Origin of the sequence: Massilia sp. CT11-108 (assembly GCF_047302915.1) — a bacterium.
Classification (GTDB): domain Bacteria; phylum Pseudomonadota; class Gammaproteobacteria; order Burkholderiales; family Burkholderiaceae_D; genus Telluria; species Telluria orientalis.
The window spans coordinates 1-232 of sequence record NZ_JBKYMO010001796.1 but is presented as its reverse complement, the minus strand read 5'-3'; the positions used below and the strand labels follow the sequence as shown (position 1 = coordinate 232).

Here is a 232-nt window from a genome sequence, read left to right as displayed (position 1 = left end):
GTACTAACCCACCGTGTTATGGGAAGCTGGCTGCCCGAAACTTACCAGTTTTCACAGTTGATGGAGGAACAGGATGCCGAAGCCAATATTTCCAGGCCTTACCCATTCTTTTTAGCTTATCCTATCCAGGAAACATCCGAGAAACAAAAAACACCGGCAGAAGTAGGCATTGCCCTGGGTGATGCAGCGGACTGGCAGGCCGAATGGAAGTGGGACGGCATCCGTGCGCAGA

At 51.7% G+C, this 232-nt stretch carries 1 pseudogene; it reads left to right on the top strand.

Annotated features, from left to right (window positions below):
- Positions 1-18: 18 nt before the first annotated feature.
- Positions 19-232 (top strand): annotated as a pseudogene (locus tag ACEN88_RS36355) (hypothetical protein); the annotation flags it as partial.